Annotated in this window: 17 protein-coding genes; 7 read left to right on the forward strand and 10 right to left on the reverse strand. The window is 67.6% G+C overall.

Annotation, left to right across the window (positions count from 1 at the left end; all coding sequences use genetic code 11):
- Positions 1-92 precede the first annotated feature (92 nt).
- The 3 genes from VNF92_08990 to VNF92_09000 all read left to right on the forward strand — a co-directional run bounded on the left by VNF92_08990 (position 93) and on the right by VNF92_09000 (position 2,854).
- Complete coding sequence (locus tag VNF92_08990; GenBank protein ID HVA58013.1) at positions 93-722, forward strand: hypothetical protein; 630 nt, start codon at positions 93-95, stop codon at positions 720-722.
- A 90-nt stretch (positions 723-812) separates the two neighbouring features.
- Positions 813-1,994 (forward strand): Xaa-Pro peptidase family protein, encoded by a 1,182-nt coding sequence (locus VNF92_08995; GenBank protein ID HVA58014.1) that lies wholly within the window; start codon positions 813-815, stop codon positions 1,992-1,994.
- 17 nt (positions 1,995-2,011) lie between these two features.
- Positions 2,012-2,854 (forward strand): carboxypeptidase regulatory-like domain-containing protein, encoded by an 843-nt coding sequence (locus tag VNF92_09000; protein ID HVA58015.1) that lies wholly within the window; start codon positions 2,012-2,014, stop codon positions 2,852-2,854.
- A 47-nt stretch (positions 2,855-2,901) separates the two neighbouring features.
- Here VNF92_09000 and VNF92_09005 read toward each other — a convergent pair whose 3' ends face one another.
- Genes VNF92_09005 through VNF92_09020 form a run of 4 tightly spaced genes read right to left on the reverse strand, consistent with a single transcriptional unit; the run spans position 2,902 to position 6,867 of the window.
- Positions 2,902-4,719, reverse strand: coding sequence for an ABC transporter transmembrane domain-containing protein (locus VNF92_09005; GenBank protein HVA58016.1), 1,818 nt, complete (start codon positions 4,717-4,719; stop codon positions 2,902-2,904).
- Positions 4,716-5,609, reverse strand: a complete 894-nt coding sequence (locus tag VNF92_09010) for a heme o synthase (GenBank protein HVA58017.1) — start codon at positions 5,607-5,609, stop codon at positions 4,716-4,718. Before VNF92_09010 ends, VNF92_09005 begins: the two co-directional genes overlap by 4 nt.
- Positions 5,606-6,595, reverse strand: a complete 990-nt coding sequence (locus VNF92_09015) for a COX15/CtaA family protein (GenBank protein ID HVA58018.1) — start codon at positions 6,593-6,595, stop codon at positions 5,606-5,608. The genes VNF92_09010 and VNF92_09015 overlap by 4 nt, the downstream gene beginning before the upstream one ends.
- On the reverse strand, positions 6,592-6,867 hold the full coding sequence (locus VNF92_09020) for a hypothetical protein (protein ID HVA58019.1): 276 nt from the start codon (positions 6,865-6,867) through the stop codon (positions 6,592-6,594). The genes VNF92_09015 and VNF92_09020 overlap by 4 nt, the downstream gene beginning before the upstream one ends.
- Before the next feature lie 88 nt (positions 6,868-6,955).
- On the opposite strand from VNF92_09020, the gene VNF92_09025 reads away from it, so the two are divergent.
- Together VNF92_09025 and VNF92_09030 are read left to right on the forward strand one after the other, a co-directional pair.
- Positions 6,956-8,725 carry an ABC transporter permease subunit gene (locus VNF92_09025; GenBank protein HVA58020.1) on the forward strand — a complete coding sequence of 590 codons (1,770 nt, stop codon included), beginning with the start codon at positions 6,956-6,958 and terminating at the stop codon, positions 8,723-8,725.
- Between the two features lie 10 nt (positions 8,726-8,735).
- A complete protein-coding gene (locus VNF92_09030; GenBank protein ID HVA58021.1) occupies positions 8,736-10,130 on the forward strand; it encodes a nitrate/sulfonate/bicarbonate ABC transporter ATP-binding protein in 1,395 nt (464 codons plus the stop codon).
- Here VNF92_09030 and VNF92_09035 read toward each other — a convergent pair.
- Genes VNF92_09035 through VNF92_09050 form a run of 4 tightly spaced genes read right to left on the reverse strand, consistent with a single transcriptional unit; the run spans position 10,127 to position 14,584 of the window.
- Positions 10,127-11,014 (reverse strand): MlaD family protein, encoded by an 888-nt coding sequence (locus tag VNF92_09035; GenBank protein ID HVA58022.1) that lies wholly within the window; start codon positions 11,012-11,014, stop codon positions 10,127-10,129. The genes VNF92_09030 and VNF92_09035 overlap by 4 nt on opposite strands.
- Positions 11,011-11,862: an ABC transporter permease gene (locus tag VNF92_09040; GenBank protein ID HVA58023.1), complete on the reverse strand. Its 852-nt coding sequence runs from the start codon at positions 11,860-11,862 to the stop codon at positions 11,011-11,013. Before VNF92_09040 ends, VNF92_09035 begins: the two co-directional genes overlap by 4 nt.
- A 2-nt stretch (positions 11,863-11,864) precedes the next feature.
- On the reverse strand, positions 11,865-12,956 hold the full coding sequence (locus VNF92_09045) for an LptF/LptG family permease (protein HVA58024.1): 1,092 nt from the start codon (positions 12,954-12,956) through the stop codon (positions 11,865-11,867).
- Positions 12,956-14,584 (reverse strand): LptF/LptG family permease, encoded by a 1,629-nt coding sequence (locus tag VNF92_09050; GenBank protein ID HVA58025.1) that lies wholly within the window; start codon positions 14,582-14,584, stop codon positions 12,956-12,958. The genes VNF92_09045 and VNF92_09050 overlap by 1 nt, the downstream gene beginning before the upstream one ends.
- Positions 14,585-14,769: 185 nt before the next feature.
- Here VNF92_09050 and sprA point away from each other — a divergent pair, with 185 nt between their 5' ends.
- Positions 14,770-20,892 (forward strand): cell surface protein SprA, encoded by a 6,123-nt coding sequence (gene sprA / locus VNF92_09055; GenBank protein HVA58026.1) that lies wholly within the window; start codon positions 14,770-14,772, stop codon positions 20,890-20,892.
- 13 nt (positions 20,893-20,905) lie between these two features.
- On the opposite strand, the gene VNF92_09060 is transcribed toward sprA, so the two are convergent.
- Entirely contained in the window at positions 20,906-23,197 is a 2,292-nt protein-coding gene (locus tag VNF92_09060) for a TonB-dependent receptor (protein ID HVA58027.1), read from the reverse strand.
- 247 nt (positions 23,198-23,444) lie between these two features.
- Between VNF92_09060 and VNF92_09065 the strand changes: the two genes are divergently transcribed.
- Positions 23,445-24,386, forward strand: coding sequence for a M28 family peptidase (locus VNF92_09065; GenBank protein HVA58028.1), 942 nt, complete (start codon positions 23,445-23,447; stop codon positions 24,384-24,386).
- An 88-nt stretch (positions 24,387-24,474) separates the two neighbouring features.
- Here VNF92_09065 and VNF92_09070 read toward each other — a convergent pair whose 3' ends face one another.
- Complete coding sequence (locus VNF92_09070; protein HVA58029.1) at positions 24,475-26,544, reverse strand: M13 family metallopeptidase; 2,070 nt, start codon at positions 26,542-26,544, stop codon at positions 24,475-24,477.
- Positions 26,545-26,981: the final 437 nt, after the last annotated feature.

Raw genomic sequence — 26,981 nt, forward strand, 5'->3', positions numbered from 1 at the left:
GCGGGTCGAACGCGCGCCGTCCCACGCGTCGTTCGTCGCTTGTTGCGCGTCCACCCGGCCGCTAGCTTCGCACGCGGTCCTCAACCCACTGCATGCTCGCCACTGTTGACGCCCTGCTCCCCCTGAGTCTGCTCGAGGCGGTCCGCGACGTGGACACGCCGGGCGATCTCGACGCCGAATACGTCGCCGAACTGCGCAACAAGCGGCTGGGGCTCAGCGACACCGTCTATTCCCAGATCAAGCGCTACACCGAAGCGGTACGCCGCCGCCAGCGCACGCCGCACGACGACGCGATGGCGCTGGCCAAGCTCATCGGACGCCGTCCCGACGCCGAAGCCGTGTTCCGCGCGGCCGGCCGCTATCTGGCGCGCGAGTCGTACATGACCCTTTCGCCGGTCACGCGGCGGTTGTTGCGATTACTCCCGTCGTTCATCGCCCGCCCCTGGGCGCTGCGCCGTGCGCGACGGCTCTCGGCGCGCTGCTTCAACGGCACCGCGCGCCGCGTCGGGGGCTACGTGCTGCTCGAAGTGCCCCGGTCGGTAACGCTCGGCTCGGCCCCGGGCAGCGTCGGCTGCGCCTACTACGAATCGGCCCTGCGGGAACTGTTGCGACTTCTCATCGGTAGCGTCGGCTCTGTCGATCATGTACGATGCGAAGGGCGTGGGGAAGGCACGTGCGAATGGCGTGCCGACTGGCGCTCCGTGGACAGGTCGGCTGCGTGAAGGGCCGTCGGACGTTCTGACTGGCAGACGGTCGGACGGTCAACGCACAAGTCAACGTTCGTTCCAACCACCATCTTCGCACGCGACTCCATGCTGAATCCCGATAACCTTCCCGCGCTCCAGCGCGCGATCAGCGACGCCAATCTCGACGGCTGGCTGTTGTTCGACTTTCACGGGTCGAATCCGATCGCCGGCGGCCTCCTCGGACTCACCGGGCTCGTCTCGCGCCGGGTGTTCGCCTTCATTCCGCGCCAGGGCACGCCGGTCGCCATCACCCACGCCATCGAGCAGGGGCCCTGGGCCAGATGGCCCGCTGAATGGAAGCGTGAGGTGTACGCTTCGTGGCGCTCGCTGGACGAACACCTGGCGCGCCTGGTCAAGGGCAAGCGCGTGGCCATGGAATATTCCCCTGGCGACGCCGTGCCCTATCTTGACCGCGTGCCAGCCGGCGTGCTCGAGTTGGTGCGCGCGGCCGGTGCGGAAGTGGTCTCATCGGGGCCGCTGGTCACGCGGTTCTACGCCGCCTGGACCCCCGCCCACGTGGCCTCGCACGAGCGCGCTGCCGAGATCATTGCCCGCATCGCGCACCAAGCGATGCAGATGGCGGGGCAGCGCGCTCGCTCGCCCAAGCCGCTGACGGAGTACGAGCTGATGCAGTGGATCCTGTCGCAGTTTCGAGCTGCCAACGTCGAGACCGACCATGGGCCCAACGTCTCGGTGGGCGCCAACGCCGCCAATCCGCACTACGAGCCCACAGCGGCCGTCTCGGCGCTCATTCGCCAAGGCGACCTGCTGCTCATCGACCTCTGGGCGCACGAGCCCGACGGCGGCGTCTGGGCCGACCAGACGTGGATGGGCACCGTGGGCGCTCCGTCCCCGCGCGCGAACGAGGTGTGGACGGCCGTGCGTGACGCGCGCGATGCCGCCATCGCACTGGTCAAGGAGCGTCAGGCCGCCGGCCGGCCACTCCTCGGCGCCGAGGTGGACGACGCGGCACGACGCGTGATCACCGAACGCGGCTTCGGGCAATACTTCACGCACCGCACTGGACACTCCATCGATCCGCGAGAGCTGCACGGCTCGGGGCCCAACATGGATAACCTCGAGACGCACGAGGACCGCCGGGTGATGGACGGCGTGGCGTTCTCGATCGAACCGGGCATCTACATACCCGGCGAGATCGGCGTGCGCAGCGAAGTGAACATCTATCTGCTTCCGGGGCGTGCCGTGGTCACACCAGCCGAGGTGCAGCAGGAGATGCTGGCCGTCTGATGAGCGGCCGTGGCGCGATGGCAGGGCGTGCGGCCGCTACCGGGATTCCGCTCCTGCTGGTGCTCGCATCGATCTCCGTTGCCTCGTGCAGGCGCGATGCCGCGGGCGCCCCCGTCGCCGCGGGGACCGCCGCGGCCGCGATCGTCGTGGATTCGTTGGGCGCGGTGGCGCGTGCGATCGCCGCCCACCCGCCCTACGAGGTGGTCACGGTGCGCGATCCCGGGACGATTCGCGGCGTGGTGTCCATGGACAGTACACGTCCACGCCGCGACATCACGCTGTCCGATACCGACGACACCGCGGCGTGCGGGCGCGTTGTACACGACGGCTCGATCGAGACCGACGGCCACGGGCTCGGCAACGCGCTGGTGTGGGTGAGCAACGTGCGTCGAGGATTGGCCCCGCCCGTCACGCGCCGGGCCGCATTGGCCATCATACGCTGCCAGTACTCGCCTCGCGTGTTGGCACTGGTTGCCGGCACGACGATCGACTTCGCGAGCCGCGACGACGCGGTGCACCACACGCGGTTCGTGAACGCGCTCGACGGCAAACTTCTCACCCGGATGCTGACCGTGGACCGGTGGGAAGTGGTGCCGAGCGCCCGGATCGCCGCCCGTCCCGGGTTGGTGCAGGTGGAAGGTGTCCGGCATTCGTTCGCGCGCGGCTACGTGGCCGTATTTGCCAATCCGTATTTCGCCGTCACCGACCGGCGTGGGCGGTTCGCCATCCGCGGATTGCCGGTCGGCACGTACCACGTACGGGTGTGGCACGAACGCGCGCCGGTGGTGCTGGACCGGATGGTCACGGTGGCCGCCGGTCGCACGGCGACGCTGGACGTGACATTGACCGGAGGAGAGTAGGAGGGTAGGACCGACAACTGCGTGACGCAGTCATCCGTCTCACCCGCCTACTCTTCCCCTACCGCCAGCCCCGCGAACTGCGTCCTGTACAGCTTGGCGAACAGGCCCTCGGCGGCCAGCAGCTCGTCGTGGCCCCCCGACTCCACCACGCGGCCCTTGTCGAGCGCTACCACGCGGTTGGCGCGCCGCACCGTGCTCAGCCGGTGGGCGATGATCAGCGTCGACCGATTGCGCAGGAGATCTCCCATCGCCTCCTCCACGAGCCGCTCGCTCTCCGAGTCGAGGCTCGAGGTGGCCTCGTCCAGCACGACAACGGCTGGATTCTTGAGAAATACACGGGCGATCGCGATGCGCTGGCGCTGCCCACCCGACAGCTTCACGCCCCGTTCGCCGACCAGCGTGTCGAAGCCCTCGGGCAGCCGCTCGATGAACTCCAGTGCGTGCGCGGCCTGCGCCGCCGCCCGCACTTCGTCGTCGGTGGCCGCGTGCGCGTAGGCGATGTTGTCGCGCACCGTGCCGCTGAAGAGCGCCGGTTCCTGGGGCACCATGCCGATGGCTCCGCGCAGATCGCTGAAGCTCAGGGCCCGGACGTCCACGCCGTCCATCGTGATTGCTCCCCCCGTCACGTCCCAGAAGCGTGGGAGCAGCGACGCGACGGTCGTCTTGCCGGCCCCCGACGGTCCGACCAGCGCCACCACCTCGCCCGGCGCGATCTCCAGCGACACGTCAATGAGGACGTCCGGCAGGTCGCTCGCATAACGGAAGGACACGTGCTCCAGGCGCACCAATCCGCGCACCGGCTTGGCGAGCGGAGCGGGGTGCGCCGGCTCGGGCACGGTCGGTCGCGTCTCGAGAATCTCGAACACGCGCTGCGCCGCCCCGATCGCCTCCTGGTAGCTGCCGAATAGCGACGCCAGCGTGCCGACCGCCGCCGCCACGAAGATCGCGTAGAGCAGGAACGACACCAGCGAGCCGGGCGACAACTGGCCCGCCAGCACCAGCCGTCCGCCTTCCCACAATACGGCCGTCACACCGCTGAACGCGAGGAACCCGACCACCCCGAACAGCATCGCGCGAATGCGTGCCCGCCGGATGGCCGCCGAGACCACGTCGCGCATGAGCGTCGAGTAGTGCGCGCTCTCGGCGTCCTCGCGATTGAAACTCTGGACGGTGCGGATCTGCCCGAACGCCTCCTGAGCCATCCCCATTGCCTGCGCGATGTAATCCTGCACGCCGGTACTCGCCCGCCGCAGCCGTCGGCCGAACAGCACCGCCGCACCCACGATCACCGGTACCACGGCCAGCGTGGTCACCATGAGTTGCGTATGCGTGAGGGTCAGCAGCGCGAGCCCGCCCACCAGGAACAGCACCTGTCGCGCGATCTCGGCCACCTGGTTGTTGAGCACCGACTGCAACACCGCGAGATCGGCCGACAAACGGCTGGTGAGGTCGCCGCTCCGACGGTCGGCGAAGAACCCCGGCGAGAGGTGCACGAGATGGGAGAACACCTGGTCGCGCAGCTCGGCGATCACCCGCTCGGCGGTGGACGACAGCAGGAAGACCTGCGCGAAGTTGAGCACCCCTTGAATGGCGAACAACCCCACGAGCAGGAGCGCGATGCGATCGAGCATCGACGCATCGTGCTGCTGAAACGCCGCGTCGAGCAGGGTCTTGACCACGGCCGGGAACGCCAGCCCCACCGCTGCCGAGCCCAGCAGGCAGACGGAGGCGACGGCCAGGGCCCCGCGGTACGGGCGCAGCCAGGGCACGAGCCGCGCCAGGGCTTTGGGCGACCTGAGACGGCGGGGGCGCTTCCCTGCGGGGACGGGGGCCTCGTCGGCGGCCGGCGCCGAGGGCTCGGTCACGCGAACAGGCCGCGATCAACGGCCATCGCGGCAAACAGCAGGGCGAGGTAGAGGAGCGAGAACTTGTATACGCTCCATGCGGGCTTGGAGAACTGTTTGGCACGCATCACGCGAATGATCCCCACGAGCAGCCAGGCGTCGAGCACCAAGGCGACCGCCAGGTACGGCAGGCCGAGCGCGCCGAAGGCGACCGGGAGCAGGGTCAGAGATATAAGAATTATGGTATACCAGAACATCTGGCGCTTGGTCTCGCGCTCGCCCCAGACCAGCGGGGCCATGGGCACGCCGGCCCGTCCATAGTCGTACTGTTTGTTGAGGGCCAGCGCCCAGAAATGCGGGGGCGTCCAGTAGAAGATGATGAGAAAGAGGTACAGGGCCATCAGGTCCAGCCCGTTGGTGACGGCCGCCCATCCGACCAGGGGCGGGATGGCCCCCGCCGCGCCACCGATGACGATGTTCTGCGGCGTGCTCCGCTTGAGCCACCGCGTGTAGACCAGGATGTAGGCGTAGAACCCCGCGAGCGCGAGCGCCGCCGTGAGCACGTTGGCGTAGCGCGCCAGCAGAAACGTGGCCGCCGTGGCCAGGAACAGGCCGAAGACCAGAACTTCCTTGGGGTGCATCCGGCCACTCGGGATCGGCCGCAGCCGCGTGCGCGCCATGCGGTCGTCGATGTCGCTGTCCAGATACATGTTCACCGCGTTGGCACCGCCCGCCATGAGATACCCGCCGACGAGCAGGATCAGCACCAGCGTGAAGCTGGGATGCCCCGCGACGTACATCGGCGCTACCGTCGTGACCAGGAGCAGCGAGATGATGCGCGGCTTGGTGAGCGACACGAGGTCGCGGGTGAAGGCGCGGGCGCTGCTGGGCGCGGTCGTTGCGTCGCTCACGAGCCCACCCCGGCCATCGGTCGCCGGCCGGCGCCACTCATCGGCGCCTTTGGCAGCACCGGCGCCGCGCGTCCTTCACCCAGCGGGCCGAGCCCCGCCGCGATGCGCGACAGGTAGGCCAGCGTGTAGGCCGCCAGCCAGATCGCCACCCCCGCGGCCTCGTGCAGCGACCGCAGTTCGGGAGGCATGTGCAGCAACACCATCGATCCCGCGATCACGATCTGCAGCAGCACCAGGGCGAGCACCACGTACACCGCCCGCTTCACCGTCGGCCCGAGACTGCGGGCGCGTGCGCCCATCACGACCAGGAGCAAGGCCAGGAGCACGGCAATCGTACGGTGCGTGAGTTGGATGTGCACCGCACTCGCCGGCGCGGCCGGATTGGGGCCGCAGAAGGGAAAGGTCGTGCATCCCACCGCCGCGAACGGGAAGTTGGCCGTGAGGCCGCCCATCGCCACCGTGAGAAAGGCCAGGCCCGCCACGGTGTTGGCGGTGCGCAGGAACCCGCGCGGCGCCGACTCCCCGCGCACGCCGGTGCCGCCCATCGCGCCGGCGCGCACGGCGGCCGTGGCGAGGATGGCCAACAGCGCCATGGCCAGCGTCCAGTGCGCCACCACCGTCCACGGCGCGTTGCCCAGCTTCACGGTCACGCCGCCCAGAATCGCCACGGCGAACACCGTGACCACGGCCGCGCCCGACATGCGCAGCACGCCGCCGCGACCGCCCACGCCCGGCTCGGCACGGCGCCGCCAAGCAGCCGCGAACAACACGAGCAGCGCCAGCGTCACGATCGACGCCAGGTACCGGTGCGACACCTCGATGATCAGATCGGGCCGGCTGAGCGGCGGGAACCAGTAGCCATCGCACCTCGGCCAGTGGTCGCCGCACCCCATGCCCGAACCCGTGATGCGTACGACGGCGCCGAACACGAGGTGCAGGCAGGTCACGCCGAGCGCGATGTAGGCGTACCGGCGGAGGGCCCTCATGGCGCCGGCCGCTTCACGGCCGTCGAAACCTGCGCCGTCGGCGCCACGCGCGGCTCGTGCATCTCGCGCCAGGTGAGGGCGAACACTCCGGCGAGCACGCACGCCGGGAGCAGCACCCAGGCTACCTCGGGCCCGGTTCGGGGGCGAGGCACCCGCTCGCTGCCCGGCCCGGGCACGTGGGGCAGGATGGTTGAACGAACGATGGCCACCTGGGCCACCAGACAAGAAACGGCGGCGATCCAGAAGATCACGTCGCCAAGAATCAGTCGCATGAGCAATGGTCTGGGAATGCGGCAAGCCGCTCTGGAAACCTCGCCCGCGCGGGGGAGCGGGTCAACCACGATTTCTGGACGAGCCGTCGTGACCGCCACCGTCTACTTTTGTTGCATGGCGCGCCCCCAACCCTGGCCCACCGCGGTGCTCTGGCCACCCGCTCCCAAGTGGGTGGACGTCGCCATGCTCTCCCTGGTGGCCGCCGTTGGCTACGTCGTCATTCATGCGGGCGTTGGGTGGGGAACGCCGATCGCCAGCAACGTCCACGTCGGTACGTCGCCGTGGAATCTGCCCTGGTACGCGGCGCTCTCCACGTTGCGCATGGCAGCGGCCTACGTTCTGTCGCTGGTGTTCAGCGTGGCCTACGCCCGCGCGGCGGCCAACAGCCGCGTGGCCGAGCGCTTTCTCATCCCGCTGCTCGACATCCTGCAGAGCGTGCCCATCCTGTCGTTCATGCCAGGCGTGGTGCTCGGACTCGCCGCGCTGTTCCACGGTCGCGTGATCGGACTCGAGCTGGCGGCGGTGCTCCTCATCTTCACGAGCCAGGCATGGAATCTGGCGTTCGGGTTTCACCAGGCGCTGCATTCCATTCCTACCGAGCTGAGCGAGGCCGCCACCGTGTACCGGCTGGGCCGGTGGCGGCGATTCACGCGTCTCGAGTTGCCTTCGGGGGTCATCTCGCTCGTGGCCAACAGCATGATGAGCTGGGCCGGCGGGTGGTTCTTTCTCATGGCGTCGGAGCAGTTTACGCTGGGCAGTGACAGCTATCGTCTGCCGGGCTTGGGGTCCTACCTCGCTGCCGCGGCGGAGCGGGGCGACGTGGCTGCGCTCGTCCTCGGACTGATCGTGCTGGTGACGGTCATCGTGCTGTTGGACCAGGTGCTCTGGCGGCCGCTGGTGGAGTGGTCCGACCGGTTCAAGCTGGAGCAGGCCGGCGGACCGCCGCCCCAAGCGTCGTGGATGCTCGAGGCGCTCCGCGGATCGGCGTTGATCGCCGGGCTCAGTGATCGGGTGTTCCGGCCGTTTCTGCGGTGGATGGACCGCCGGCTGAGTCCGCCGCCCGTCCCCCTCGGAGCATCGGTGGCGCCGCCGCCGCGTTCACGGTCACCGCTGTCGGTGGCCGCGCGCATGGGCGCCGCCGTGGCGCTGCTCGCCCTGGTCGTCTGGGGATCGGTGGCGGCCGCGCGCGTGCTCACCACCCTCGACGGCGCAGCCTGGGGCCACATCCTCATTGCCTCGCTGGCCACGCTCGCGCGTACCACACTGGCCCTCGTCATCGGGGCCGCCTGGACCATTCCGCTCGGTGTGCGGATCGGTCTCGATCCCGTCTGGTCGCGGCGGCTTCAGCCCGTGGCACAGATTGCCGCATCCATTCCGGCCACGGCGCTCTTTCCCGCGCTCCTGCTGGCACTGCTCGCCCTTCCCGGCGGGCTCAACATCGCCGCCGTGGCACTGATGCTGCTGGGCACACAGTGGTACGTGCTGTTCAACGTCATCGCGGGCGCGATGTCCATCCCGTCCGACCTCAAGGAGGCAGCGGTGATCTACCGGCTCACCCGCTGGCGCCGCTGGAAGACGCTCATCCTACCGGCGATCTTTCCCTATGTCGTCACCGGGATGATCACGGCGACGGGCGGGGCCTGGAACGCCAGCATCGTGGCCGAGTACGTGACGTTCGGCGGCCAGAATCGGTCGACGACCGGCCTCGGCGCGGTCATCGCGGCGGCCGCCGACCAGCGCGACTTCGCGACGCTGCTCGCCGCGACGTTCGTGATGGCCGCCATCGTGATCGCCATCAACCGCCTCGTCTGGCGCCGGCTGTACGCCCTTGCCGAGTCGCGCTACCGTCTCGCCTGAACCCCGTGCCATGACCACCTTCGCCGCTTCCGCCTCGTCGTCGCTCTCCGCTCCCGGCCCGGATGGTGCGCTCCTCGCCGCGCGCGATGTGAGCAAGATCTACGGGAACGATCGCGCGGCCGCGTTGGAGCATGTGAGTCTGGAACTACGGGCCGGCGAATTCGTGGCGCTGCTCGGCCCTTCGGGGTCTGGCAAGTCCACGCTCCTCCGGATCCTCGCCGGGCTCATCGCGCCGTCCGAAGGCGACGTGCTGGTGCACGGTGCGCCCTGGACCGGGCCCAATTCCCAGGTCGCGATCGTCTTCCAGAGTTTCGCGCTCTTTCCCTGGCTCACCGTGTTGCAGAACGTCGAGATGGGATTGCTCGCGGTGGATCTCCCGGCGGCGGAGCGCCGGGCGCGCGCGGTCAAGGCCATCGACCTCATCGGCCTCGACGGGTTTGAGGAAGCATTCCCCAAGGAACTCTCCGGGGGCATGAAGCAGCGCGTCGGATTCGCCCGCGCCCTCGTGGTACAGCCCGAAGTACTGTTCCTCGACGAACCGTTCTCGGCCCTCGACGTACTCACCGCCGAACACCTGCGCACCGAACTCAAGGAATTGTGGATGGACCGGTCGCTGCCCACCAAGGCCGTGCTCATGGTTACCCACAACATCGAGGAGGCGGTGACCCTCGCCGACCGGGTGCTCGTCTTCGGGACCAATCCGGGGCACATCAGGGTGGAGCTGCCGGGCGTGCCGCTGGAGCAGCGGAAGTCGCGCACCCCCGCGCAGACCCGGCTCGTCGAAACGATCTACCGCATCATGACCAATCCCGACGAGGATCCGTCGGCGTTTCTGGAACGCCCCAAGCGGCGCGCCTCGCGACGGCCGCCCAAGCCGCGCTATCCCGCGCTCCCCGACGTGCGGCTGGATGAACTGGCGGGATTCGTGGAGTTCCTGTCGAGCATTGGCGGCAGCGCCGATCTGCACGACCTCTCACGCGATCTCCAGCTGCGCCACGACGACCTGCTGGCGCTGGTCGAAGCCACGGACCTCCTCGACTTCGCGCAGGTGGCGGACCGGAAGGTCGTTCTCACGCCGCTCGGCGCGGAGTTCTCCGTCGCCGACCTGGACGGGGAGAAGGCGCTGCTGCGGGTCGCGGTGGTCGAGCACGCGCCGATCCTGCGGTTCGTCACCCGTCTGCTCAACGAGGCTCCCGCCCACACGCTGGAGGCGGAACGCCTGGAAGCGGAGTTGCGGAAGGCGTTCGGCGCCGAGGAGGCGCACCGGCAGTTCGAAACGACGGTGGACTGGGGCCGCTACGCAGAACTGTTCAACTACGACACCACGGCCGGCGAACTGCGGTTGGATTCCGAACACCAGCCGGAGGCCGAACCGTTGGCGCCGCCCGACACCAGCGGCGCCTAGAAGATGTGGACGCTGATGTACCGCCCCGGATTCTTCTTGATGTCGGCGAGAAGCGAATCGAGCGTGGCGGCCGTGTTGCGCAAATTGCGGTAGAGCAGCGTATCGGTGAGGAGCATGCCGGCCGTGCCCTGGCCGCTGTTCAGCTTGGCGAAGATGTCGTCGAGCTGTCCGGCGGCGGTGTTGAACTTCTCCGCCGCTGCTGACACGCTCTGGCTCGACGCGCGCAGATTGCGCACCGTCGAGTCGATGACGGTGGAGTCGATCGAGTTGGCCACGCGGCGGTAGGCGCTGAGCGTTTGCGTCAGGTTCGCGTTCTGCTCGGCGGCGATCTGCTGGAGCTGCGTGGCCAACGCGGATGTGGAGGCGATCGTGCGGCGCAGGTCGCGCAATCCGCCCGCGTCCACCATTTCCACCTGCATCGCCTGCGTGATCTTGTTCAGCGACAGGCTGATCGAATCGGCGTGCCCCATGATCTCGGCCACCCCGGGCTCCGGGGGGCCGGCCGGCACCGTGTCGCCCGGGGCAAAGGCGACGGTGAGGTCGCCTCCCAACCGCGGCGTGAGTGCCACGGCCACATCGCCGAAGAAGCCCACCGCACGCACCGTGGACTTGGCGGTCCTGGGCACCCTGTACTCGTTGTTGATCCGCATCACGACGTCGAGGTAGCCGTCCGGGCGCAGCGTGACGTCGTCCACGTAGCCGATGTTCACGCCGGCCAGCAGCACCGGCTGTCCCTGCTTGAGGTTCTGACCCCAGGCGAACCGCGTGAATAGGGGATAGCCTGACGACAGGCCGCCCCGCGCCAGCCAGAGCACGCCGACCAGGAGGACGACAACGGCGACGGTGATGAGGATGCCGACCGAGACTTCGTCGCGTCGTTTCATGACTGTAGGTACGGAGCGAGGAGGACCGCCGTCAACGCATCGAGCACGAGAATTGCCACCGACGTGATCACCACCGCCGAAGCGGTGGACCGGCCGACCCCTTCGGCGCCGGCCTCTGCAATGTAGCCCTCGAAGGACGAGAAGAAGGAGATGGCCCCCCCGAACATCGTCGCCTTGAGCAGGCTGTACACCACCTGGAAGGTGCCGAACCCCAACTTCAGGCCGTCCCGGAAGTCGGATGGACTGATCCCCGTGGCGTACACGCCCATGGCGTACCCGCTGGCTACACCCACCGCGTCGGCAAATACGGTCAACACCGGCAGCATGATGATCGCCGCCAACAGTCGCGGCACGACGAGAAACGCCACGGGGTCGTAGGCCAGTGTCTCCAGGGCGTCGATCTGCTCGGTCACGCGCATGGTGCCGATCTCGGCCGCCATCCGCGCGCCAACGCGACCGGTGAGCACGAGGCCGGTGAGCAGCGGCCCGAGTTCCAGGATCACCATCTGCCGGGTGGCAAGTCCCACCAGCGACAGCTGCACTCCGGGAAAGAGCTGGTAGCGCGTCTGCAACGCGATGACGCTGCCGATGAAGCCGGCGACGATCACCGTCAGCGGCAGTGAATCGACGCCGATGTTCTTCATCTGCCGCAACGTCTCCGGACCGTACGTCGCCGGTTCGGATAGCGCGCGGACGATGTCCCGCGAGAAGTAGCTCCACGCGCCCACGCGTTGAAAGGTGCCGACCACGGCGTGCGTCACGCGCCGGAACAGGCGGATGCCCGTTCGGTGCACGGCCGGGAACGTCTCGGTGGGGCGCGGGTGTGGATGATGTGGAAAATGCGTCACGGTCAGGTGCGAACGCGGGCCAGGAGCACGAGGCCGATCAACGCGAAGACCGCGTTGGGAATCCAGGCGGCGACGTCCGGCGGCAGGATCCCCGTGCCCCCGATCGCCTTGGTCACCTGGACGGCCATCAGAAACGTAACCGTGGTGGCCAGGGAGATGGCGATTCCATATGCCGCCCCTCCGCGCTGGTTGCTCGTGGCCAGGGGCGCGCCGAACAGGGCGATGACGATGCACGTCACCGGGATGGCGATCTTCAGGGCCCGCTCCACCTTCCATTCGTTCACGTCCGTGCCCGAACGCTCCATCGCCGCGATGTACCGCGACAGCTCCTCATACCGCATCTCGTCAGGGAGGTGGGCCCGCGACATCATGTCCGCTGGCTGCTCCCGGAATTGGTTGTCGCGCATGCGGTTGAAGCTCAACGCGAATTCGCCCCCCGAGTCGGGCACGATGTGCATGGTCCCGCGGCCCAGGTCCCAATGGCTCTTGCGCCACGTAGCCTCGTCCGCCGCCACCACGTACGTGGGGTAGTCGGGCCCCTTGCCCCGTCGCTCGATCTGCACCGACACCGCCGTGCCGGTGATCCGGTTCAACGTGCCGAGCTTGTACACGCGGCCCAGATCCCCGGCGGACGCCGCGAACGCGAAGTTGAACCGCTGGTTCTGGCCCTTGAACTGATCTTCATCCACCAGCGCATTGTGGGCCCGGTTCGCGGCCGGCATCAGCTCCGCAATCACGAGGTCCAGCCCCGTCGCGAGCAGCGCACCCAGGAGGATTGGCACGATGAATCGGTAGAAGCTCGTCCCCGACGCCTTGGCCGCCGTGATCTCCGCATGGCGCGTGAACCCCGACACCGAGAACACGGTGGCGAACAGCACCGCCGCCGGCAGCACCATGAACATGGACTGTGGAATCCAGTACACGTAGCTCATGGCGATTGCCTGCGGCGTGAGCTCACGCGCGAGATACGAGTCCAGGTGGTCGGTCAGGTCGATGACGATCGTGATCACGGGAAAGCCGAGAGCCGTGACCACGAAGATCTTCCAGAACTCCAAGAACGCGTACCGGTCAAGTGGCTTGATGGGATTGCGCATCAGGTGGCGCTCCGCGGCGCGCGTCCTGCGAGCCGCCGCACCCACCGGGCGAACAGGACGCGCAACTCGCTCCAATCGCCCCCCCGCGTCGCTCCCGTCACCCGGTTCATGCGTAGCGTCATCGAGATACCGACGACGAGGAGCACGATGTTGGCCGCCCACATTGCCCAGAACGGCGAGATGATCTGATCGTTGGCCAGCGTCTCGCCGCCGATCAACCCGACGTAGTAGAGCGCGAACACCGCGAAGCTCACCCCGATCACCAGTCCCACGCCCCCGCGCGGGAATCGCAGAGCGATGGGCGGACCGAGCAGGACGAAGATGATGCAGGCCGCGGCGAGCGAGAACTTCTTCTGGATCTCGATGTCGTAGCGGATGCGTTCGTAGCGCGCGGCCTTCTCCCGAGCCGCCGCCACCTCTCGCTGGCCCTCGAGCCGGACCCTTTCCACCGCCCGCTGTGATATGGCCGTCAACTGTTCTTGGGCGGGCTGCGGCGTGGGCGGCCCCACGTGCGTCGTTTCCGCCTGCTGTGCCGGCGCCTGGCCCGGTGCCTGCGCCGGTGGTGGCGGAGGCCGCACGGCCTGCGCGGCCGGCGGTTGCTGACGCGGGGGTTGCTGCCTCACCGGCAGCGTGGCCGCTTCCGCCCGCTTCACGCCGAAGATCCGGTCCAGCAGCGCGCAGTAGATCTTGCCCAACCCGAATGGATTGCGCCGTACGGGCTTGGCCGGCCACTGCACGTGCTGTTCGCCGGCCGCCGCGAGCAGTTGGGCCTGCGCTTCCATGCGGTCGTAATTCGCCTGCTGCAGCTGGTAGTCGAAGTCGGCGAACTTGGCTTGCATCTCGCACACCGTCATCTCGCGGTCGCTCTTCGCGGCCGAGTCGGCATCGGTGGCGGTGAACGAGTTGGTCACATTGCGCAAGCGCAGAACGTCGCTCGCGTAGAACATGCGCGTGTACTGTTTGGGCTGGGCGGTGGGGACCTCCACCATCACGCCGTCGTATAGATGCATCAACAGATCCAGTCGGTTCTCGGCCACGCCGAGCGTGCCGCTGTCGGCGTAGATCGTCCGGCGATGGGCCGGATTGCTCAGATCCCAGATCGTCACGCCCTGCATGTGCTGGGACGCTCGGTCGATGCGCGCGGCCCGCAGGTAGAACTTCTGGTCGACGATCGTGTTGATGACCTGTTCCTTGAGCGCGAAGCTGGGCTTGGTGCGCGAAATGTCGTCCTGCAGCACCGCCAGTTGGTGGTTGGCGCGCGACAGCACCTGGTCGTTGAACGCGAGCATGACCACCGCCACCGCAGTGCCGGCCAGGAGCGTGGGGATCAACAGCGATCGCATGCTCATGCCGGTGGCCCGCATGGCCGTGATCTCGTTCTCGGACGCCATACGGGTGTACGCGTACAGCACCGCGACGAGCACCGCCATGGGCAACGTCATCGCCACGGTGAACGGGATGGAGAGCATGAAGAACTCCACCAGCACGCGCCACGGCAGGCCCTTGCCTACCAGATCGCCGAGCCGCTTGCCGATGTATTGGAGCAGCATGAGCGACGTCAACGCCGTCACGGCGAAGATAAAGGGGCCCACGTGCTCTTTAAGCACGTACTTGGTGAGGATCTTCACGATTCGACCGTTTACGCCTCCGCGGCGTGGAACTCCAAGTCTGCCACCGGGTTGTGGGCCGTGGCCCCGGTAGTATATTCCACCCGCCGACCTCGCAAATTCAAGGTCCCAGGGACCGATTCGCCGAAGAACGGCCGACGCGCCTCCAGTCTGCCGGCGGCGTCATACCCCTCGTCTCGGGTTTGGTGCGCGTCACTCGCCTGCTCGCCGTCTCCTTCTTCCTCGCTCCCACGCTGCTCTCTGCTCAGCGCCCGGAGCCGAGTGCCGTCACGCGGAATCTACCGCCGGGGGCAGCGCTGGTCGTGCCCGGCGTGACGGCGCCATGGGTGAGCCGTGCCGACACCGATTCCGTCGCCCAGTCGCTGTTCGGTCCGGGGAGCGATCTCAACCTGCAGCTCGACGCCCGCATCGAAGCCAAGACCGAGCGCGATCGCAACGAACGCTGCAACTTCAGCCAATTCTACGACCCGGGGCGCGCCTGCAACGGCACGTTTGCGCCCAACTTCGACTTTCAGTTCTCGGTCAAGAGTACGGGGACCGTGGCCAACCACGTCCACGTCGACGTGGACTACGACTCGCAGCGTGAGTTCGACGCCTCGAACAACATATCGTTGGTGTATGCCGGCAACCCGGGCGCGCGGCTGCAGCAGTTGCAGATCGGGAACGTGTCGTTCGACGCGCCGCCGTCGCGGTTCATCACGGCGGGCATCCCGACCGGCAATTATGGGTTGCAGGCGATCGGGCAACTCGGCCCGCTCAACATCCGCGCCATCGCCGCCCAGCAGACTGGGAACGTGGTCCAGGATCGTGATTTCGAGATCGGCGACAGCGCGTACTCGAACGGCCGGCTGGACATCGCCGATTGGCAGGTGGAGGCCCGCCGTTTCTTCTTCACCGTCGATCCACGGCTGTTCAAGGGTGACTACCCCAACATCGACCTGCTCAACCGCGGCCAATTGCAGCACATGGCCGCCGGGCTTCCCGACACCCTGCGGCCGACGCGGGTGCTCGTCTACCGGCTGCAGTACGGGACGCAGCCGCGGAACCCCAACGGGCCCCGGTTCCAGCTGAACGGGAGTCCGTCGCCGGCCCGGCAGACGTACGACCTGTTGCGCGAAGGGGTGGACTACTACATGGACCCCTCGTTGCTCTGGTTCGCGCTCGTGCGGCCGCTCAACCCCAACAACGAGCGGCTGGTGGTGGCGTACAACGTGCGCATCAACGGCCGTGACACGGTGTGGGTCACCACCGGCGGCACGCCCGATGTGCAGGCGACTGCCGCCCCGCAGTACGCCAACCTGGTGTGGGACCCGAGCGTCAATCCAGGCGCGCCGGCGTTCGATCGCGAGATCCGCTCGGTGTACCGCATCGGAGGCGAGGACCTCGACCGACGGTCGGTGCAGCTGCGCGTCTTCGCCGGCACCGGCGACCAGGAGCGCCCCATCGCCGGCCCGGCGCAAACGTATCTCCAGATGTTCGGGCTGGCGCAGTTGAACAACAGTCAGTCGTTCGACGTCGAGAACCGGCTCTGGCCGCGGCCCACCGATCCGAACGTGAGTCTCAACGCCGGGGCCGGCGATCCCCGGCTGGCCGGGAGCACCAAGATCATCCACGACTACTTCCTGGTCATGCCGTCGCTGCGCCCCTTCGCGGAGCGCGATTCGGGGCTGGTCGCGGTGGGGAACCCGAGCAACGACGCCATCTACACCACGCCCGATGACTACCTGGTGTCGTCGAGCCAGCACCCGGCGTCGGTGTACCGGCTGCACGTGCAGTACGAGACGCGCGACAACGCCGAGGCCGGCACGATCGTGCTCGGGTCGGTGCAGATTCGCCGCAATTCCGAACGGATCCTGCTCGACGGCGTGCCGCTCACGCGCGACCTGGACTATCGCATCGATTATGACCTGGGGCGGGTCACGTTCTTCCGTCCCGACACGCTGTTCAACCGGCGGCGTACGGTGAGCGTGCGGTACGAGGAGAATCCGCTGTTCGCGCCGACACCCACCAGCATCTTCGGCCTTACCTCGGCGCTGCCCCTCAGCCACGGCATCATCAACTTCACGGCCATTTCACAATCGCAGCAGTCGGCGTTCACGCGGCCGCAACTCGGGTTCGAGCCCGCGGCGTCACTCATCGCCGGAGTCAACGGCCAGTTCTCGTGGCAGCTCCCCGGGCTCACCAGTGCGTTGCGCCGGTTCACGTCCTCCGATCCCAAGCGGCCGTCGCTGCTTACCGTCACCGGTGAATTGGCGGCCAGTCACCCGCTGCAGAATGCCAACCAGCAGGCCTACATCGAGTCGTTCGAAGGGAGCGGCGGGATCAACGTCAACCTCGCCGACGGCCTCTGGTACTACTCGAGCCTTCCGGCGCTGGGCCAGCGGCTTCCTCCGACGATCGGGGGCGCGCTCGTCCCGTCGCGCATGGCGACCATGGCCTGGCAGAACAACGGCACGGGGGCCGACGGCAAGCCGGTGACCTATACGATCACCGATATCGACCCGCTCGCCGCGATCGGCGGCAACGGCTTCGCGCCGCCCGAGACGATGCTCTGGATGACGCTGTATCCGCTCGCCGTGGGCGGGTCGCTGAACCGGGCGCGCGACGAGTACCAGTGGCACGTCAGCAGCACGTTGAGCGGGCGCCGGTTCCGATCCATCCGCACCGTGCTCAGCCCCACGGGCATCGACCTCACGAACGTCCAGTATCTGCAGTTCTGGACCCTGGTCGACACCAGCGTCGTGGGCCGCAGCGCCAATCCCGCCCTGATCTTCGATCTCGGCACGATATCAGAAAACTCATATACGTTCGCGCCGGAGACGTTGTACCTCCGCCCGCGCCCGGGCGGCGGGGTGGACAGCGTCTACGCCGGCAAGCGCGCCCAGGGCCTCGACCACCTGGACACCGAACTCGACCCGTTCACGCGGACGTTCAACGTGTCGGTGAACGATACCGGCCTGCCGGGCGACCTGATCGACACGCTCGTCGTCGTGGACCCGAACGGGACCGTGAGCAAGGTCGAGAACTTCGCCGTCTGCCAGGGGCAACTGAACGCCATCCTGCCGCTGGGCGACACGCACGCCAATTGCACCGTACACAACAACCGGCTCGACAGCGAGGACATCGATCAGGACGGCGTGCTGAACATCGACAGCGCGCACCGCGAGAGCGAGAGCATCCTGCGGTACGTCGTGGATCTCAGCGATCCCACCACCTACACGCGGATCGGCAACGTGGCGCTGATCCCCGACACGGTGGGCGGCGTGGTGACCGACGTGCGGAAGGAATGGGTGCTGGTCAAGGTGCCGTTCAACGCCCCCAACGATTCGCTCAACGCCGTCCTGCGCCGCCGCATGCAGGCCCTGCGCATCACGATGGTCTCCGGGGCCGGCACCCCCGACAACCAGTTCGTCCAGCTTCCCATCGACCAATTGCAGCTCGTCGGCGCCCCGTGGCTGGCTCGCAACGACCAGACCCTCACCGGCATCGCCGGCGATCAGGCCGCGGGCGGATACGTGATCACGTCGCTCATCGGCACCACCGATCGCGATTCGGTCAACGGTCTGTTCTATGTGTCGCCCCCCGGCGTGACCAACGCCGCGGATACGCGCGCCGCGGCCTACGCCCCCACCGCCGTGCAGATCAACGAACAGTCGCTCCGCATCCAGGCGGGAAACCTGCCGGTGTACGGACGTGCCGAGGCGTATTACCGGTTTCCGTCGGGGCAGCAGAACTTCATGGGATACCAGCAGCTCCGCCTCTGGGCCCGTGGCCGCAACCACGGGTGGGGCACCACGGGCGAACTGCAGATGTACGTCAAGATGGGCCGGGACCAGGACAACTTCTACATGTACCGCACGCCGGTGAACGCCGGGGCCGGCCAGAGCGCCTGGCTCCCCGAGGTCGAGGTGAACTTCCAGGAGTTCTTCAACCTCCGGCAGCAATTACAGAACGCCTATATGCACCGTTTGGGCGTGCCCGATTCCCTCGCGTGCACGGGCGTCGACTCGGCGATCATCGTCGCCTCGGCGCTGCCCGCCACGGGGCTGAATCATCGCTACGCCGCGTGCGCGAACGGCTACATGGTGTACACGGTGCAGCCCGGCGTGACCCCGCCCAATCTCGGCGCCGTGCAGGAGATGGCGGTCGGAATCGTGCGCGTGGCCCAGGGTGGAGGCCCCACCGCCGTCCTGCCCGGCGACACGCTCGAGCTGTGGGTGGACGACATCCGCCTGGCCAACGTCGTCAACGCCACCGGCTACGCGAGCCAGATGGGCGCCACCCTGCAGGCCGGCGACCTGGGCAATCTGCGCGTGGACTTCATGCGCCGCGACCCCAACTTCCGTCAGCTCGGCGACCAGCCGTCGTTCCAGGACCAACGTACGCTCGAACTCTCGGGCACACTGCACATGGAAAGGCTGCTCCCGGCCCGCTGGAATCTGGCCGCCCCGCTCACGGTGACCCGAATCCTGTCCACGTCGGCGCCGGCATTCCTCGTCGGGAGCGACCTCATGGGCGGCGGCGTCGGCGGGCTCCGCACCCCGCGCGACGCCGTCGCCACCTACTCGGTGGTGCTGCGGGCCGACAGGCCGATCACCGGCTCGGTGCTCGCTCCGCTCGTCAACCACCTGTCGGCCGCCGCTACGCTCAACACCGGCGATATGCGCGACGTCTACTCCACTGGCGCCAGCCAGAACCTCGATTTTGGTCTCAACTATGACGTGAGCGAGTCGGGCGCCCCCACCCCGCTTCCCGACTGGATGCGGGCCGCGCTGGGCGCGCTTCCCGGCCCTCTGCAGGGCGGGCCGATCACGGCGCTCGAACGCGGCACGTTCCGCTGGCGGCCCACCGAATTCCAACTGAGCAGCGGCATCACACACAACGATGCCCGCCAGTCCTCCTACCTGTCGCCGTCCACCACCGGCGTCGACTCGGCCAGCCTGTCGCTGGCGACGGACCGGCTCTGGCGCAACGGCGGCGTAATCGCGTTCCAGCCAACGGACGCGCTCACCGCGCAGTTGGCCGCGACCTCCCTGCGCGACCTGCGCCAGTACGGCGACACCAGCCCCCAAGCGGTGCTGGCTAGCGCCGAGCGGCAGCGCCTGTTCGGAGTCGACGTGGGCATGGAACGCCAGCGGACCATGCAGGGCTCGGTCCATTTCGCGCCTCGCGTTTCGGACTGGCTGCGCCCGCGATTCGACTTCGGCACGCAATACATGATGCTGCGCGACCCCAATTCGACGTCGCTGCTCCTGCCCACCGACAGCGCCGGCCACCCCGTGCTGCCGGCCCTCATCACGGCGTCGCAGACCCTCGGGCTCGGCGTCGCCATCGACCCGGGGCAGCTCGTGGCGGCGTATTCGGGCGACACCCTGCTCACCAAACGCATCACACGCTTGTTCTCCCCCATCGATGTGGACTATTCCAGGAGCCTGATATCCGCGCTCGATGGCGCCCCCAGGGGGGGACCGCTCGCCCTCCAGCTCGGCCTCGGCAACGTGGGCGGCTACCGGTACGTGCATGGCGCACCGGCTTCCAGCGCCGGATTCACCGGCACGTGGACGGCCAATGCCGCCGTCAACCTCCCGTTCGGGGTCACCGTGGTGAACCGCTACCGGCGCACCAGCAACCAGAACTGGGTGCTTCGGCTCGACAGCACGCAGGCCCAGGTGGCGGGGCTTACGACCACCTTCCCCGACTTCAACGTGCGTTGGAACTGGCGCCCCCCGGGCGCGACCATGCGACCCTGGGTCACCGCCGTGAACGCGACCGTCGGATACGCGCATACCATCGCCACGGCATCCCAACTCAACGCCCTCAACACGACGGCGCCCGACCTCAGCCGCGCCCGCGTCGACGCGTATCCGGTGAGCGGGAGCATCACGTGGGGGTTCGGCGGGCTGAGCACCGCCGCTGGGTACACACTCACGCAGCGCGTGGACTCGCTGCCCGGCAGCTTCGCCAGGGGGCGCGCCGAGGACGTGAACGTCGACGTCGGCCGGTCGTTCACCATTCCGTCCTCGTGGGGGCTGGGCATCAAGAACGCCGTCCGCGCCCGTTTCGGGCTGCAGCAGACCCACACGCAGAGCTTCGTCTACGCCGACGACGGCAGCCAGAAGAGCCGGCTCGTCGACAACGGACAGTCGGCCATCAATCTCAACGCCGACACCGATCTCTCCGAGACCATGCAGTTCACGCTCCAGGTCTCACGCATCATCACCTACGACAACAACCTCAACACGCGGCTCAACCAGTTCGTGCTGTCCACCATCCTGCAGATCCATTTCGCCAGCGGGCCGCTCCGGTAGCGGCACGCCGGGATCAGTAGAGCAGCTCGTAATTCAGCCGGAACCCGCGCCCCGGCTGGGGCACGAAGTCCTTGATCACCGACAGATTGTCACGATACAGCGTGTTGAACACGTTGTCGCAGTGCAGGCTGATCTCCGACACCGTGCCGCCGACCACGATGCGCTTGCCGACGCCGAGGTTGAGCAGGGCATAGCCCGCCGTCGGCGTATCGCCGTCCCCCAACCGGTTCTGGGCCGCCGCGCCCCGTGCCTCGACAATCCCCACATACGTCTCATTGTCGTACGTGGCGCGCAGCAGTCCACGCAGCGGAGGGATGAAGGGCAGTGGCACGTTGTTCCGCGTGTCCTGCGCGTTCACGTAGTCGGAGCTTGCCCGCAGCGCCAGGTACGGCGCCGGCTGCACAACCATGCTCGCCTCGAACCCGGCCAGGCGCGCGCTCGTGGCCGTGAACTGGCGCACCGGGAAATCCTGGATCGTGTCGCCGCGCAGGAATCCGTAGATGTAGTGATCGATGAAGTTCACGTACGGCGAGAACTCGAATTTGGCATTTCCGAAGTCGCCCTTGAGCGATGCGTCCAGGCCGAGCCCGTTCTCCGGGCCCAGGCTCGCCGTGCCCACGGAGTACGTCCCGCTGGCGGCGTCGAGGCCGTTGGCGAACAACTCCTGCACGGTGGGGGCGCGGAACGAACGCGCCAGGCTGAACGAGCCCGTGAGCTCCGGCGTGAACTGCTGGATGGCGCCCACCGAGGCCGTGACCGCGTTCGAGAGCCGCGATGCATCCAGCGTCTGGAATACTGTGTCGGTGGACTGCGGGTAGGGATTGGTCTGGATCTTGTTGTAGTCAAAGCGCACGCCGGCCTGCAGGCGCGTGTTGGGCGCCGCCAGATACTCCTCGTATGCATAGCCGGCCAGTCCGGTGGTCACCGAGTTGGGCCCCAGCGGCTGGTCGCCCTCGATGGTCAGGTTCTGGATGTCCGACCACAGGCCGAGGGTGCCGCTCAACCTGCCGTACTGCTTCTGCTGAAACTGCAGCACGGCGTTGAATTCCCGCTTGTGGAAGTGGTTGGCCTGCGGATCGGACACGCCGGTGGAATCCTGCGCCGTGGGGAACTCGGAGTGGTTGTAGTCGTTGTAGCTCGCGTCGAGCTTCACGCGCTGGAACCACGAGCCCGTGGTGTTGAACAGACTGCGAAACTCCACCGTGTTGCGCTGCTGCGAAATGCGTGACGTGGTGGGCGGTACGGTGAGCCAGTCGGCATTCGGCGGCACGCCGGGAATGCCGTAGTTCATCTCGTAGTGGTTGGCACCGATGCCCACCATGCCAAAGTCGCCCTGGTACGAGTAGCCCAGTCCGCCCTCGCTGCTCTTATCGTCAGACTGCGGAATGCGGCTCAGGTCGAACTGGGCCCCGCTGGCCGGATCGGTATAGGTGCCCTTCGGGATCCCGATGTCGCCCGAATGGTGCTCGCCGGCCGAGACCCGAAACGCCGAGTTGCCGCTGGTGTATATGTTGTTGACATAGCCGGAGTACTCGTTGCTCACACTGTTGCCCTCGATCGCCACCGTGCCCGACATCGGATGATCCGACGCCGTGGGTACGATATTGGTGATCATGTTCACCAGCCCGCCGATGGTGTTGGGACCGTACAGGATCGCGGCCGGTCCGCGCACGACGTCGATCTGCGCAATGCTCAACGCGTCGATCGGTGTGGCGTGGGCCGGATCGTACGTGGCGATGTCGCCCATCCGCAGCCCGTTCTCGAGAATCACCACCTCATTGTCGCCGAGGCCGCGCAGGATCGGGCGCGACGGCGCGGATCCGTTTCCGCGCACCGTCACCCCGGGCAGGTCGGAGATCTTCTCGGCAAAGCTCATTCCCGCGCTGTTGTCGAAGTCGGTGCGCGATTTCGACTCCGCCGACTGGTACTGCTCGTCGGCCGGCCGCGCGGTGGGCGACGCCGAAACGACGATCTCCTCGAGCGGGATCGCGGTCGGGGTGAGATTGAACGACGCGGTCACTTCAGCCCCGGTCAACCGCACGGTGTCGGAAATCGCGGCGTACCCAGGCACGCCCACAAAGATGCGGTACGTGCCCCGAGCAACGTCGGTAAATCGGTAGTCACCGCGTGCGCCGGTGCGCTCCGCCCGGTCCAGTTCCAGCAGGCGCACGGTCGCGCCTACCACGGGGCGGCCGGCCGACGTGACCGTGCCGCTAATGGTCTGGGCCTGGGCCCGGACGCCAACGCCGGCGCCGGCGACGGCCACGAAGGATGCTAGGAGCAACGCGCGCTGAACTCGAATCATGGTCAGATCCCACCAGCAATGGTTGATTACCTGCGTGTCAGTTTCGTGACAGGTTGAGAATGTATCCAGGACCACACCTCATTTGCAAAATTTTCGCAAAGATATGGGCCGCCACGGCTTGCGGAGGCCCGGCCAGCTCACGCGCGCCGGGGCCGGAACCGCGTGGCGGGTCCGGCCGTCCCCTCCTTATGTTGCCTACGTTCCCCGGACTTCAACGTTGACCCTCGTCGACCATCCCGTGCCAAGAATGTTCGTCCTGGCGTGCCTGGCCACCCTCGCCCTCTCGTCATGCGACCGCTTCCGCGGTCCCAAGACCGCGTTCGATGGCGCCGCTGCCTACGCCATGGTCAAGACGCAGGTGGACTTTGGCCCGCGCGTGCCCGGTTCGCCCGGATGGCAGAAGACCGGCGACTGGATCGTCGCCCAGCTCAAGCAACTCGGTGATTCGGTGACCGAGCAGCGGTTCATGCACGTCACGCCCAAGGGTGACACCGTCCCGATGCGCAACATCATCGGCCACATCGCCCCCGAGAAATCGCAACGCGTGCTCTACGTCACGCATTGGGACACGCGCCCGATCGCCGAGAACGATCCGGTGCTCGGCAACCGCGACAAACCCATTCCGGGGGCCAACGACGGGGCGTCGGGGGTGGCGCTGCTGCTCCAGGTGGCGGCGGCCCTCAAGAAAACACCGCCCACGGTGGGCGTGGACCTGCTATTCGTGGACGGCGAGGACTACGGCGACTTCGACACGTATTCCGACACGGCGAGCAACCCCAACGTGCTCATCGGGTCCACGTATTACGCGCGCCACATGTCCAAGGACAGCCTGCCGCTCTATGGCGTGCTGTGGGACATGATCGGTGACAAGGATCTGAACATCAACCAGGAAGGCAACTCGGTGGCCGACGCGCCCGAGGTGGTCTCGCTGGTGTGGGGCGCGGCCCGGAAGCTCGGCTACAGCAAGTATTTTCTGAACCAGACTGGCGAGACCCTGATCGACGACCATGTGCCGTTCCTCGACCAGGGGCTGCACATGATCGACGTGATCGACTATGACTACGGACCCAAGACCACCATGACGCCGCAGGGTTGGCACCACACACTGGAGGACACGCCCGACAAGGTTTCGGCGCAGAGCCTCCAGATCGTGGGGGATGTGGCCGTGAAGTTGGTGACGGGGAACTGACGGCGAACGTCGAGAACCGAATGGAACGACAGGCGGCGAGTTGTCGACTGACCACTCGCCGCCTGCCGTTACCGCTCCGCCGTTTCCGCTACCATATCACAGCGCGAAGGCTGTCCGGCCTCACCATCGCATCCCCGTCCTTGCAGCCCCAGGCCTTCTTGAACTCGGGCATGTTGCTGAGCGGCCCATCCACTCGCCAGTTCCCCGGCGAATGGGGATTGGTCTTGATCTGCTGTAACTCGGCTTGCGGGCGCTGCAATCCGCGCCAGATCTGCGCCCAGGCCAGGAAAAAGCGCTGCTCGGGCGTGAAGCCGTCGATCTTCGTGCGCGGCGTGTTCCCGAGGGCCTTTTCCATCGCGGCGTAGGCCACCGTCAGTCCGCCCAGGTCGGCGATGTTCTCGCCCAGCGTGAGCTGGCCGTTGACGTGCGCCTCACCACCGAGCACGGCGTAGCCGTTGAACTGATCCACCACCCGCTGCGCGGCCACCTTGTACTTGGCTGCGTCCTCGGGCGTCCACCAATCGCGCAGGTCGCCGTGGGCGTCGAACTGGCGTCCCTGATCGTCGAACCCGTGCGTCATCTCGTGTCCGATCACGGCGCCGATCGCGCCGTAGTTCACCGCGTCGTCGGCGCGGGGGTCGAAGAACGGTGGCTGCAGAATGCCCGCCGGAAACTGAATCTGGTTCAGCGACGGACTGTACGACGCGTTGACGGTGGGCGGCATCATCGACCACTCGCTCTTGTCGAGCGGCTTGCCGACCTTGTCCCAATTATGGGCCGAGTTCCAAGCGGCCACGGTGCGCAGGTTGCCGAAGTAGTCCCCGGTCCTGATGTCGAGCGACGCGTAGCTGCGCCAGTGGTCGGGGTAGGCGACCTTGCGCAGATAGGCGTCGAGCTTGATGACCGCCTGCTGCTTTGTCGCGGCGCTCATCCAGTCGAGCCCTTCGATCCGCTCGCGCAGCGCCGACACCAGATTGTCGACCATCTTGGCGGCGCGGGCCTTGGCCGCCGGCGAGAAGTTGCGGGCGATGTACTCCTGGCCCACCGCCTCCCCCAGCGCGCCGTTGGTGGACTGCGCGCACTCCCGCCAGCGCGGGGGCGGTTCCTTGATGCCCGTCTGAATCTGTTCCCACCGGAACGCCTCGGCGCGGAACGGCGCGCCGAGCGCGGCCATCGCGCTGTTCGTGGCGTGCCAGCGCAGGTAGGCCTTCCAGTCCTTCACCGACACCGCGGGGAGGAGTGAATCGAGCGCCGCGAAGAACGACGGCGTACGCACGTTCACCGTAGTCACGCCCTTCGCTCCCTGCTGTTCGAGGTACCGCGCCCAATCGATGCGCGGCGTCATCTGCTGGAATTCGGCGAGGTCCATCTTGTGGTACGTCGCATTCGGATCCCGCATCGCCACCCGCGAGATCTGTACCCTGGCGAGCGCGGTCTCCACCGCGAGCACGGCATCGGCGTCGGCTCTGGCCTGCCGGTCGTTCTCTCCGATCAGGGCCAACGACCGTGCCATGTGGTTCACGTATTCGCCGCGCATGTTCACCGTGCGCGGGTCGTCGTTGAGGTAATCGTCGCGGGACGACATCCCGAGCCCGCCCTGGGTGGCGGCCACGATGATGTCGTTGGCGTTCTTCGGGTCGGGCCCCGGCCCCAGCGAGAAGGGCGCCAGTCCGCCGCCGCCGCGGCCACCGCCGCCGGCATCGCGCACCCCGAAGGCCCGTACCACGTCATCGGTGGTCTTCACGGCGTCGATCGCGTCGAGCGCCGGTTGCAGCGGTTTCATGCCGCGCCGGTCGATCGCCGCGGTGTCCATGCACGCCATGTAGTACGTCCCGATCTTCCAGTCGTTGGTGCCGGGTTTGGTCTCGCGGCTGCGGACGAGGCTGGCCGCATCGACCACGATCTGATGGACCACCTCCTGGTTCTTGTCGGCGAGGATGCCGAAGCTCGCCAGACTCGTCTTGTCCGGCGGAATCGTGTGGGTCTTGAGCCAGCCGCCATTCGCGTATTCATAAAAATCGGTACACGGCGCGCAGGTGGTGTCGAAGTTCGCTCTGGCGAACGTGCCGGCGTCGCCCTGTTGGGCGGAGGCGGCAGCAGCCGTCGCGACGCTCAGCGCGGCCGCGGCGGCTAGGTAGCGCATCGATCGACTGGTCATCATCGCTCTCGATGGTGTGGGGGGCGCGCTGGCGGAACGGAAGCGCACGGGTACGTAACGGCGACTGCCAATATTGGCGCGCGGACCGGCGGCGCGCACCAGGCGGCGCGGGGGATTGTTTCGGACCGCGAGGAATGGGTGCCGTCGGCCACGCCCGGCGGGGTTACCGTCGCCCCATGCCAACGGCCACTGAACGCAAAGCGCTGCTGTTCCTTGGCGCCGTCGCCTGTCTCGGCGGTGGCGTGCGGGTCGTGCGGGCCCGCGAGATTCCGCCACCCCCGGCCTCGGCGCGTCGCGCGCTCGACGCCCAGATCTCAGCCGTCGACTCGACTCGCCGGCAGCCCTCACCTCCGGGCCGCGGGCGCCGGCGCGCCGCGTCGCGCGACACCAATCCGCCTGGCGGCGCTCCCCGCCGTCCCCGTGGTGGGAGGGCGCGT

Source organism: Gemmatimonadaceae bacterium, from assembly GCA_035533015.1.
In the GTDB taxonomy this organism is placed as follows: Bacteria; Gemmatimonadota; Gemmatimonadetes; order Gemmatimonadales; family Gemmatimonadaceae; genus JAGWRI01.